This is a genomic window from Flavobacterium glycines (assembly GCF_900100165.1).
GTDB classification, from domain to species: Bacteria; Bacteroidota; Bacteroidia; order Flavobacteriales; family Flavobacteriaceae; genus Flavobacterium; species Flavobacterium glycines.
The window spans coordinates 631971-644999 of the sequence record NZ_FNEO01000001.1; the positions used below are offsets into that span (position 1 = coordinate 631971).

The window sequence follows — 13029 nt, forward strand, 5'->3', positions numbered from 1 at the left end:
TTTCTAATTCTTCTCCTTTTGTTTTTCTAAAACAGCTACAAATCCACCTCTTGGAAGACATTCAACATTTAAAACAGCTCCTTTTTTTACATTGATAATTTCCACATCAAAAGATTTGTCGTTTACCCCATCCTTAATGAGCTTTAATTTATAATTAGCCTTATCTAAAAAACCAAAATCAATTTTTAATGTTTGCTTTTCATCTTTACCATTAAGTCCCCCTAAATACCATTGATTTCCTTTTTTTCGAGCCATAATAACTTTTTCTCCGGGATAACCATCAACAAGTTTGGTCTCATCCCAAGTTACTGGAACTTTTTTGAGAAATTCTTTAGGCTCTACAGGCAAACTATTATAAGCTTCCGGCCTATCGGCAAAATGCTGTAAAGCTGATTCAAAAACAACTGACAATGCCAGTTCATGCCCATAAGAAGTAATATGAGGATGCTGCGAATTTGAAAAAGTTACCGGAGTATAATCCATAGAACCAATTACATTTCGAGTAAAAGGCAGCGTAGCATTATGTTCCGCAGCCTTATTGGTAAGTGTTGGTTTATTGTTATACCATTCGGCACCGTAAACTGCTTCAGTTGTCATTAAGTTCGGATAGGTTCTAGCCCACCCTCTTGGAACTGTAGCTCCATGAAAATTCACCATTATTTGGTATTTTGCAGCATCTTTCAAAATATCAAGATAAAGCTTCATCATATCCTGTTGGTCTCCGGCAAAAAAATCAACTTTAATACCATATATTCCAATTTCTTTAAGCCAGGCCAATTCTTTAGCTCTTTTTTCAGCTGTTAACATACGGTCATTTGGAGTTGGTTCAAGCCAGGATGTACCTGAATTATACCATATCAAAGGTTTAATTCCTTTGCTTTTGGCATAATTTACAGCAGCTATTATATCTCCACCGTTAGTCATAACATCCCACTCCCAGTCAATAAGCACATAAGGCCATTTCATTGCTACAGCCAAGTCAGTGTATTCAACCACTTTTTGATAATCCTTAGAACCTCTATTATACGCCCAATAAATCCAGGAAACTGGCCCTGGTTTTATCCAATCCGTTTCTTTTAATTGATTTGGTTCACTAACATCCATAATTAAAGTCGATTCAACCACATCAGACAATTGACCAATTATCAAAGTATGCCATTGTGAATTCCATGGCAACATTGTTTTAACTCCTGTTTGTTTGAAATTATCTCTGGGGGAAGCATAACTTACTTTGTATTCATTCGGATTTTTCAAATTACTCAATCTTGCAGCGCAATTATTTTCTGTACTATTTGCTTCCGAAATCAATACCCAAACAGGATTATTATTTACTTTGAATAAAGCCGGAAATCCCCATTCCTGCTTATTGTTATTTGCTTTTCCGCTGTCTGAAAAAGGGAAAAAATCTTCATACGATTCTGTATAGGACTGCAACCAACGATTAGTAGTCGATGGAAAAACATAAGTTGTCATCTCGTCTATGACATTTACTAATGCATCTATTTTATCGGTGAATTCATAACGAAATGCTACACCATCATTATAAACCCTAAAAACAATATTCAGAGGTTTGTTATTTGAATTTACATATTTAAAAACTTTCTCAACACCCTGATTAGCGCAAAGTTTTCGCTTACCAGCAATCATTTCATATTTTTGGTTCACCTCTTTAACTTTAGATGCATCTACCAGTTTCAGGTTATCCGTAAACTGCTGATCATCTCTGACAATACCCATAGGTGAATTGGGCAGTACTTCAATATATTCTAATTTGTTTTTATACAAAATCTTAAAAGATACTTGTCCAAAAGAGTTATTATCCGCAGTAACAATCACCTTAATCTTTTTATTTGGCGACAAAATTTCCTGAGCATTTATTGAAAATATGCTTGAAATAAATAGACATACAATTAAACCAATGTATTTCATTGTTTCTTATTCGGTTTTGTGATTAAAAAATATTTTCAGAGGTTAATTCCTTCTATTTTTAAAGTAAAGGGATTTTCAGTAATTTTTTCTTTTGGCAAAATAATTTTAAGTCCCTGTTCATTCTGTTCAAATTCTAATTCATTTGGGAAACCTAACAAAGAAATTTTCCGAACTTTACCTTCAATAATTGGCAAAGACGCAATAAAAATCGGTTCAGATGACCATTTAAGACAAATAGCATATAAATTTTTATTTTTGGATGTAAATCGTATTACTCCTTCACCATATTTTTTCCAGGCTCTTGTTCCATAAATTCCATCACCATTTATTTTAAGCCAGGAACCTACTCCTAAAAGAATTTCTTTTTGTTCTTGTGGAATAGTACCATCACTTTTTGGAGAAATATTCAACATGAGATTACCATTACGGCTCACATTCTCGATCAATCTTCTGATTATTATTGCTGAATTGCTTAGTTTCATTCCCTCTACATAACCAAACTTATCGCCAATAGGGTCATCTACTTGCCATACGTAATCCGTAAGCTCTTTTGGTGCTCTTCCTTGACGTTCAAAATCACGAATACTGCCTGAAAGATAAGCATCACTTTTTGTACTTATAGACACGGGCTTCTTCCATTGTGCCGCCCTGTTGTAATAATAGGCAGCAAAACGTAATTTTACAGCATCTAAACTTCTGCTGTTTACACCATTGTCAAACCAAAACATATCGGGCTTGTATTTATCGACTAATTCCTGACAACGAGCCAACCATTCTTCCAAAAAAGCCTGACTTTGGGGTGCATAAATCTGATCTTCTATCACTTCTTCTCCACCTACTGCTGGTTTACGCACAGGCTCCGGCTGAGGAGGTCCATAAAAATCAGCATAAGCAGGATCAAATAAATCTGTTTTCGTACCGAGTTTTGGATACATAAAATCCCAATGCTCCATTCTGTGGTTTGATACTCCAAATTTTAAACCCTTTTTACGAACAGCTTTACTTAATTCGCCTATAAAATCAATTTTAGGTCCCATATCTTTTGAGTCCCATTTAGTAAGTTTACTGTCGTACATTGCAAATCCATCATGGTGCTCAGCTGTTGGTACCACATATTTAGCTCCGGATGCTTCAAATAAATCGGCCCACTCCTGAGCATTGAATTGCTCCATTTTAAACAATGGAATTAAATCTTTGTAGCCTATTTTATCTACAGTTCCTCCAAAATGTTCTGTATGCCAACGCTGAACTTCCGGATTGCTATACATATGACGCGGATACCATTCACTTGCATGTGCAGCAACAGTATATACTCCATAATGAATAAAAATTCCAAATTTTCCATCTAAAAACCATTCCGGAGTACTATAATTTTCTTTTATAGATTCCCATGTTGGCTTATAGGGCCCTTTCGGGATAGCCGCAGCCTTTCCGCCTGGGAGCTCAATTGTAACTCTTGGAGGCGAAGGTTGATTTTGTGCATGTAGACTCTCAACTGTCTGACTTAATATTGTTACAATCATTAACACTTTGAAAAATCTTCTCATTTGGCTAAATTTATTATTAATTCGTTTTAACGAGACTATTCAAATTTTAAACAATTTCCAAAGCATTAGCATACGAAGCTTCCGGTTTTTGACTTGGGAAATACACTTCAAGAGCCTGTTCAGTTTGTTTAAACTTCAATTTTTCTCCTGTACTTACTAATTTTATTTGTCTTATTTTCTCAGTATGATTTGGATTTGATTTCCCTAAACTTTTTATAGCAGCCACGCCATTCTCCGGCCAGGCCATTACCGTAGCATACAGTTTGTTATCTTTTTGAGCAAAACGAATATCTTCGGCTGTATAAGGTTTCCCTTTCCCTTCGTTGAATCCCTGAGCAGTCAAAGCTCCGGCACTTGCTTGTTGTGGGCCTTCGCCAAATACTTTCCAGGGACGCGTACCATAAATACTTTTACTGTTCAACTTCATCCAAACACCGATTTCTTTTACGATTTCTCGTTCTAACTCATCGATACTTCCATCGCCACGCACCGGAATATTCAACATCAAATTTCCGTTTTTACTCACCACATCTACCAGCGTATGAATAACTGTTTTAGCCGATTTGTATCGTTTGTTATTGTAAACACCACGATCATAATGCCAGTTTCCAATGCAGGTATCGGTTTGCCAGGGCAAAGGCTCGATATTGTTACTTTGCCCTTTTTCGATATCCCAAACCATCGTTTTACGTTGTTGTTCGGTTAGAATTTTACCCGTAATAACTGTCTGAACCGTTTTATTTTTTTGCAAACTTTTATTATACATATGCGCTGCAATACGTAAACCTGCATCACTCACAGGCCACAATGGTAATGCTGTATCGTCAAAATAAATCATATCCGGATTGTATTTCTCAATCAGATCAATTGTTCTGTCGTGGAATTTTTCACAATAAGCTGATGATGGTACTGAAGCTCCGTCTGCCCAATCCCACTGACTATGCACCGATGCTCTATCTGAAGTTTTTACACTTAAGGGGTGATTTTGTGCATACAAATCCTGAGGATCCAAACCTTCCCACCAGGTTCCTTTTCCATCCGCTTTAGTTAGTTTTCCATCATAAGGCACTCCTGCTAAAGGTCCATTTTTATCAGCACCCTGAGCAGTATCAAACCAATTCCAGGCATGGGCAGCGTGAACACTCACGGCAAAAGGTAATCCTGCTTTACGGGCGGCTTTTTCCCATCCGGCAATGATATCTTTTTTAGGACCAACTTTAGTCGAATTCCATTGTGGTTGGTATTTGCTGTCATACAAATCTAAATTATCATGATGATTGGCCATTGCCATAAAATATTTGGCTCCGGAATCTTTATACAAATTCACCAATTCTTCCGGATTCCATTTATCGGCTTTCCAAACATTGATTACATCTTTGAATCCAAATTTTGACGGATGTCCATACTTTTCCAAATGGTATTTATACTGCCTTGAACCTTCTTCATACATCCCTCTTCCGTACCAGTCTCCTGCTTCAGGTTCACACTGAGGTCCCCAATGTGCCCACATTCCAAATTTAGCATCACGAAACCAATCCGGAACCTGATATTTCTCTAACGAATCCCATGTTGGTTCAAATGGTCCTTTGAAAGCTGGGGTATTTAAAATTTTCGAATAACCTAACATTGGCGACAAATAGAGTCCAGCTAATGCTGATATCCCTAATTTCAAAGCGTTTCTTCTTTCCATTTTTTACAATTTAGATAGTGTTTTATATATTTCCGATTTCTTATATTTTTTTAAAACTAAAATCAAACAATAAAATAACCGCTCAAGCATTTTTAAACTAGATATTTTAGTTATAATTTTGATTATTAGTTTTTTTTACGCTTTATTTTTAAACAAATGTAAACTGACAACATCATATATATTTTATTCAAAAACGATTTTTTATTATTCAAAAACGATTTTTTCATCTTTTCTTATCATTATGTCCAAAAATGTTTTCAAACATTCCTTTTCCTTACTACACATTGATTATGTGAAACTTAACCACAAATGGAATTTCAACAATGTAATTAGCCCCTACTACCGATTATATTATATTGATGAAGGAATGGGTTCTATTTCGAACGGTTCGGAAAAAATCATTTTGGAACCCGGCTACTTATATCTTATTCCGAGTTTTACAATTTGTAATTTGAATTGTGAAGAATATCTAAGCCAATATTTCATCCAGTTTTTCGAAGAATCTCCCGATGGAATTTCATTATTTAGTCAAAATAGAAATGTAATGAAATTAGCTGCGACTGAAACCGACATTATCCTAATCAAAAAAATGCTCCAGGGCAATCCCGGAAGAGGAATTAACCGATCAAACAATCCGAAAGAATATGAAAAAGAAGCTTTTTATAAAGAATACCGTTCTCTTAACAACACTATGAAAACGCATCTGAAATTTGAAAATCAAGGAATTCTGCTTTTATTAATTTCCAGATTTTTAAACGATACAAATTTCAAACAAAATGCTCCACAAAGCACACCCTCAAAAATTCTGGACAGCATGAGCTACATTCAGCTTCATTTAGACAAAAACCTGACGGTTGCCGAATTAGCCCAAAGAGTGAATCAAAATCAGGATTATTTTTCGAAACAATTTCAACTCCATACCGGACAACGTCCTTTAAACTACATTCACGAAAAAAAAATAGAACGGGCGCAATACCTTATTGCCACAACCACTAAAAGTCTTTTAGAAATTGCGCTGGATACCGGTTTTTCTAATTTGCCGCACTTTTCAAAAATATTCAAACAAATAGTAAGCCTTACTCCGGGAGAATACCGTAATCAAAATGATTTTTACTTAAAAAATTAGATTGTTCCGAACAAAAAAGAAAAACTAATTATTACACACCTAAAAACTACCTGAAAAAGCCGCCAAACGATTATTTTTTCACAAGGCAACACAGTCTTTTACAACAAAATAAGATAATTAGTAATAAATTAAAATCCATTACTTAAAAAGTAATTCATTATCAAAAAATTACTAACAAACACCATTTTAAAGGACTTCTCAAGGCATATTAGAACTCAAAAATATCGTTTAAAATACAAATTTATCCGACAAAATACATTTTTTTTCAAGTTTTGTAATCTTTTTATAACTAAAAATAAGGTTTTAAAGTAGTAATTGTATATTTTTGTTTATGCATTATTAATTTTAATCCTATTTTATGAAAAGTAAAGCCTTTTTTTTCTGCCTATTTTTTTTCGTAGCTATGAATATTGTCTCAGCTCAAGACAAAAAAACGAACCAAAGTATCATTAGTACTACGGCAACAATAAGAAAGTATTATGATTTAAAAGAACTACAAAACTTAAAAAAAGGAGAATTATTAGAATTATACATTGAACGTATAAACGTTCTTGTAAAAACATTGCCTTATATCGCTTTGGCAACAAAACCAGGAGTAACATTGACCGATTTAGGAATCCCTAATGACAATGAGAACAAAAAAGTATTAGCTGAACAGGAAGAAATCACCAATGATTTTCTAAGTACTACGGTTGCTTTTCAAAGAAAAATGACCCCTTACTCAGATACAAAAAACCTAATAGCGGCTATTTTATTCTACGAAAACACCTTAAAATCATTACATGAATTCAATGAAATGTAATTAAAAACAATATAAGCAAAGAATTACAAAATCACGAAAAGCCTCACAATAAAACTACAAGCCTCAATTTTACAACAATTTAATTTAATCATTTAAACTTTAAATCCCATGAAAAGTGTAACCCAAATTTTAAGCATATTCCTTTTGGTAGTTTTAGGGGCAAACGCACAACAGGAAAAAGGAATAACTGGTTCAAATAATTGGCTAAATAACTGGACAGAATTCAGACCAAATAAAGTAGATTATGGCGAAGCTAATCAGATTTTAACAGGTACTATTTCTGTAAATACCAAGCTGATTAAAAAGAACAAATACATCCTCCAGGGAAATGTCTATGTTACTAATAATGCAACATTAACAATAGAACCCGGGACAACTATTATTGGCGACTCTCAATCAAATGCCGCTTTGATTATCACAAAAGGAGCCACAATAATTGCCGATGGACTTGAGACAGATCCAATTGTTTTTACTTCTAATAAAAGCATTAAAAAAGCCGGAGACTGGGGAGGATTAATAATTCTGGGTGATGCCCCTATCAATAAGTTTGGAAACTCTTCATCAGTAAATTTAGGACTGGACACTTCGTTAACCAATTATGGTGGCAACAACGCAGAGAGTAATTCCGGAGTTTTAAAATTTGTCAGAATTGAATTTGCAGGAAAAAAAGTAAGCGGAGAGGAAAATTTTAATGGCTTATTATTAGCAGGCGTGGGCAACAAGACCATTCTTGAAAACATCATGGTAAGTTATGCTGCCGGAGATTCTTTTGAAATATTTGGAGGCGATCTAAAATTAAAAAAAATGGTGTCTTTCAAATGCAACAGGGATGATTATAAATTCAACTACGGTACACAATGTAAAATCAGCAATTCATTAGCCATCCGTTCTTCGTATTTAACCAGTAGTTTAGGTGCCAGATGTATTAATGTTGCTTCTTATGACAAAAAAGAAGAAGTAGATTTTTCTAAAAATCAAACCCTGGTTACTGCTTCTAATTTAACCCTAATAAACAACAGCAACAATATAGAAACCGACATACAGTCCGGCTTAATTAAAGAAGCTGTTTACATAGGCGAAAATGCCGCAATTAATTTCGAAAAAACAGTAATATCCGGCTTTAATCCGGCTGTGATACTGAGCGATAAAATTGCTGTTAACCAGGAAAATTTACAAAAAATACGTTTTGAAGCAATGTATTTTAATTCATGTAAAGGAAATATTTTCACAGAATTCAATGAAAACAATGAAGATTTAGAAAACTGGTATGGAAACAGCATTTTTTTCAATGTTTATTCCAAAGGTAACAACGCAGATACATTCATCGATTTTGCTAACGAAAAAATCCCAGACTATAGATTGCGTATTGGAAATATTACCGCCTCTAATGATGATTAATATTTTTAAGACACAAACCCGTTACTATAACTCTTAATGTAGTTGAGTAGTATAACTAAAAACTGCTAAGAATATGAACAAAATTACCCCAATCTTTTTTTTCTGTTTCATATTATTTCTTTTACCGTCGAGAAGCAGTGTTTACGCACAATTCTCTATTGGTAATCCTTCTTTGCAATTTAGTCAAATTTGTGCCAATTCATCTTTCAACACCTTTAGTGTAAGTTTTACCTTTTCACCGTCTGCATCATTAAGCCCTACAAATCAATTCATTGTAGAACTTTCTGATGCAACTGGCTTTTTTAGCAACCCAACAATACTGGCCACCACTAATCCCGGAGCTGTTACCACTTCTCCTGCAACAATATCTTTTTCGGTTCCAACAAATACAGCCGGAGAACAATATAAAATACGCATAAAAAGTACTGGCCCGGTAGCCAGTAGTTCTAATTCATTGGCTTTTTCTGCCTATTACAAAATTCAGGATTCACAATTCACCATAAATAATTTTAAATCAACAGCTACTTATTGTGCCGGCGGAAGTTATCTGCTAACTATTGACAATCCTGGTACAGGAACCAATGATTCCCCTTTAAAATATCCGTCTTTAACATACAATTGGTACAAAGAACCGAGTTTGACTCCCATTGCAACAGGACAAACTCTCACTGTAAGTCAGCCCGGAACCTACTATGTAAAAACCAATTATGGCTCCTGTACGTCTGATTCTTATTCGAATAAAGTAACCGTTAACGAAGCAACCAGCGCAACCAGCACCACAATTACATCCAGTTTAGGAAATCCATTTTGTTCTAATCAAGGCAGTACAACTCTAACCACAGTTAGCGGAAACAGTTATCAATGGTACAAAGACAACAAAATCATATCCGGAGCAACCAATCAAAGTTACATTACGAATCAGTCCGGACTCTACAGTGTAACCGTTAATTATGGCGGTTGTGTTGCCAATGCTTCTATAGATTTAAAAACCTATTCTTTTAGCAGCAGCATTAATATTCCTGCTACAAACTATATTGATACGGAATCAGCAGAAACTTTATCAGTATCTGTAACATCATCTGCTTCTAATCCTGAATACAAATGGTATTTAAATAACAACATTATACCTAATGCAAACGGAAGCAACTATGATGTAAATACAACCGGAAATTATAAAGTAGTTGTTTCACAAACATCGGGCTGTGTTTCCTCTGAAGAACTAACTTTTACAGTTCAAGCTTTAATGAATTCTAATGCTACCGAAATTCCCAATTTAATTAGCCCTAATAATGACGGAGTGAATGACACCTGGATTATACCTCAGGAATATACCAGTGGAACCGAAACAGAAGTTTTAATAATTAGCGCTATTGGAGAAATCGTACTCAGAACAAATAATTATCAAAATAATTGGCCGGAAAATGCAACTAACTTCAAAAATGTAAATCCGGTATATTATTATATAATTACCACAAAAGATGGCCAAACAAGAAAAGGATCTGTAACGATTATTAAATAATATATGAGAAATATTCTTTTAATAATCGGTATAATCCTTTGTTCATTTCAACAAGTTTCCTGTCAGGAAGACGGTGTAGTATCTTTTAGACTCCCAATTCGAAATTCTTTAAAATTTAACCGATACCTAATCAACCCAGCATTCAGCTTTGTTCGGGAACAAAGTTCATATATCAGTTTTTATACAAAAAGACAATGGGCGCAATTTGACAATGCCCCACAAACTTACTTATTTGGATATTCCGGCAGAATTACCGAAAATCAAGGCGTTGCTTTAGGTTTATTTCAGCAAAACTATGGTGTGCTCACCACTTTTGGAGGTGTTGCCAATTTTGCCCAAAACATTATGCTTGAAGAAGACAGCAATTTGACATTTGGATTAAATGTTGGCTTTTACAAAAGCGGAATCAACAAAGGAAAGATAATTACTAATTATCCTGATCCGTCCTTAGACAACATTCCTTCTAATGCGTTACTTACCGTAAATCCCGGAATCAATTACGGAACCGCATTCCTTGATTTTGGGGTTTCAATCAACAATCTCATTTTATACAATCTTAAGACTTCCAAAACTATAGCAGACGATCCCGAAAAAAGCATCGAGGCGCATATCATGCACACAGGCTATCTGGACACCTATGGTTTTTTTGACAAAAGTAAATTTTCGGCCTTAGTTAAATCCGAATTCAAAAAAGACAAAACGGTTATTTCGGGTTTGGTACAATTTAATATTCCTAATGGGGTTTGGGCTCAGGCCGGCTATAACTCTGTTTACGGAATGTCTGCGGGCGTTGGATTGAATATTTCAAATAAGATTTCAATTGAATACAATTTTGAAAAAGGAACAGGCAATCTGTCCAATTTCGGACCTTCACATGAAATCGTTTTTGCCTATAAATTCAAAAACAAAACATTTGACTACGGCGATGATGATGACGACGAAGGAGCCATTATTCCATCAGCAAACAACAGAAAATACGTTCCTGTAAAATCAAAACAGTCCAAAGTTACTCCTGCTAAAAACGATCAAAAATTAAAAGCCGAACAGGAAGCGAAAAGACAGGAAAAATTAAAACAAATGGCTGCTGCAAAAGCTAAAGCTGATTCTTTAGCGAAAATCAAACAACTTGCTGAAACTAAAACAAAAACCGAAACAATAGTTCAGGCAAAACAGGCTGCTAACGCCAAATTAAGAGAAAACGCTAATGCTAAAGCCGATTCAATATTAAAAGCAAGACAAAAAGCCTATGCAGAAATTAAAGCCAAAGCCAAGGCTAAAAATGATTCATTAATACAAGCCCGACAAAACGCTTTAACAGCAGCTAAAACCAATACGAAGTCAGCAGTTACATCAGTACCAACTCAAACAAAAATTGTTACCGATAATAAAACAAAAGCAGATGCATTGGCAAAAGCAAAACTAGCCGCTGATGAAAAAGCGAAGGCTGATGCATTGGCGAAAGCAAAACTAGCAGCCGAAGAAAAAGCGAAAGCAGATGCATTGGCGAAAGCAAAACTAGCCGCTGATGAGAAAGCGAAATTAGCCGCTGATGAAAAAGCAAAAGCCGACACATTAACGAAAGCAAAACTCGATGCCAAAGAAAAGGCTAAAGCTGACGCATTAGCGAAAGCAAAACTAGCTGCCGAAGAAAAAGCAAAAGCAGATGCATTGGCCAAAGCGAAATTAGCCACTGATGAAAAAGCGAAGGCTGACGCATTAGCGAAAGCAAAACTCGATGCCGAAGAAAAAGCGAAGGCTGACGCATTAGCGAAAGCGAAACTCGATGCCGAAGAAAAAGCAAAAGCCGATGCATTAGCGAAAGCAAAACTAGCTGCTGATGAAAAAGCGAAGGCAGATGCATTGGCCAAAGCAAAACTAGCTGCTGATGAAAAAGCGAAGGCCGACGCATTGGCCAAAGCAAAACTAGCTGCTGATGAAAAAGCGAAGGCCGACGCATTGGCGAAAGCAAAACTCGATGCCGAAGAAAAAGCGAAAGCAGATGCATTAGCGAAAGCGAAACTCGATGCCGAAGAAAAAGCGAAGGCCGACGCATTGGCGAAAGGAAAACCTATAACTCCTCAAAACGACGAAAACGCTAAATCGATGGATAATTTAGCAGGAATGATTAAAGAAATAAAGAATAACCAACAGGATTTATTAAAAAGATTTAACGAAACTGTTGCTATAAAAGATAAAGACCTTAAAGATTTAAAAGAAGAAAATGACTTAAGCGAGAAAGGTATTTTTAAAGCTCCAAAACCATTTAAAAGTGTTTCGGCCGAAAACAAAGCTTTGGAATCATTAAAAACCGAACTAGAGCAAGTTAGCAACAGCCAAAAAGAAAAAATCAACGAATTAGAACGCATATACCTTTTAAGGCTTAAAAAAGTATCTGATAAAAACGATGAGTACAATCAATTCTATCGTGAAACTCTGGACAGATTAAAAAGAGAGCAATTGGAAGTTGGACAATCCATTCAAAATCTAAATGCTTCTTTGGAAAAAATAAACTCGGAAACCGAAATAGAGAAGAAAAGAAGAATCAAACGTGCATCATTTGAAAACGATCAGGAAAGATATGCAAAAGACAGAACAACATTAAACCAAATTAAGGAGAAAACTCCTTTTAGTGCAGCTCCGTTAAAAGCGGAAGATTTTGATTATGGTGAAGAACAATCTTCAATGCAAATTGTCAAGAATGTCAAACACACAGAAAACGGTTATTATTTAATTCTTGCTGTGCATAATGATGTGACTAAAAGAGACCAGTTTTTAACAAAAACAGTTGCTTCAGGACAATCTAACGTTGATTTCTTTTATGATGTAAATACGAGTAAATATTTCATTTATTATCAAAAATTTGACACTATAGATGAAGCCAAAAATGCCTTAAAAAATAAAGACAACAAATTATATAATGCTAAATTATCAATAGTTAAAATAGAAAATAATTGATTTAAAAAAGACGGTACTATTTAAAAATAAATAAACACAGTTTTGTACTGATATTGGTTTTCA

At 35.0% G+C, this 13029-nt stretch carries 8 protein-coding genes; 5 read left to right on the plus strand and 3 right to left on the minus strand.

Annotated elements, in window-relative coordinates:
• Positions 1-3 precede the first annotated feature (3 nt).
• Genes BLR17_RS02330 through BLR17_RS02340 form a run of 3 tightly spaced genes read right to left on the minus strand, consistent with a single transcriptional unit; the run spans position 4 to position 5166 of the window.
• On the minus strand, positions 4-1929 hold the full coding sequence (locus BLR17_RS02330; protein ID WP_066328125.1) for a glycoside hydrolase family 97 protein: 1926 nt from the start codon (positions 1927-1929) through the stop codon (positions 4-6).
• Positions 1930-1964: 35 nt separating this feature from the next.
• Complete coding sequence (locus BLR17_RS02335; RefSeq protein ID WP_083189376.1) at positions 1965-3476, minus strand: alpha-L-fucosidase; 1512 nt, start codon at positions 3474-3476, stop codon at positions 1965-1967.
• 46 nt (positions 3477-3522) lie between these two features.
• Positions 3523-5166, minus strand: a complete 1644-nt coding sequence (locus BLR17_RS02340; protein WP_066328119.1) for an alpha-L-fucosidase — start codon at positions 5164-5166, stop codon at positions 3523-3525.
• A gap of 292 nt (positions 5167-5458) precedes the next feature.
• Between BLR17_RS02340 and BLR17_RS02345 the strand changes: the two genes are divergently transcribed.
• From BLR17_RS02345 to BLR17_RS02365, 5 genes are all read left to right on the plus strand, one after another.
• Positions 5459-6292: a helix-turn-helix domain-containing protein gene (locus BLR17_RS02345; protein WP_245683108.1), complete on the plus strand. Its 834-nt coding sequence runs from the start codon at positions 5459-5461 to the stop codon at positions 6290-6292.
• Between the two features lie 358 nt (positions 6293-6650).
• The gene (locus BLR17_RS02350; protein WP_066328111.1) at positions 6651-7094 is read left to right on the plus strand and encodes a hypothetical protein; all 444 of its coding nucleotides are present in this window, start codon (positions 6651-6653) and stop codon (positions 7092-7094) included.
• 108 nt (positions 7095-7202) lie between these two features.
• The gene (locus BLR17_RS02355; RefSeq protein WP_066328109.1) at positions 7203-8492 is read left to right on the plus strand and encodes a hypothetical protein; all 1290 of its coding nucleotides are present in this window, start codon (positions 7203-7205) and stop codon (positions 8490-8492) included.
• A gap of 73 nt (positions 8493-8565) precedes the next feature.
• Positions 8566-10011 (plus strand): T9SS type B sorting domain-containing protein, encoded by a 1446-nt coding sequence (locus tag BLR17_RS02360; protein ID WP_066328106.1) that lies wholly within the window; start codon positions 8566-8568, stop codon positions 10009-10011.
• A 3-nt stretch (positions 10012-10014) separates the two neighbouring features.
• A complete protein-coding gene (locus BLR17_RS02365; RefSeq protein WP_074517114.1) occupies positions 10015-12966 on the plus strand; it encodes a PorP/SprF family type IX secretion system membrane protein in 2952 nt (983 codons plus the stop codon).
• The last annotated feature ends 63 nt before the right edge of the window (positions 12967-13029 follow it).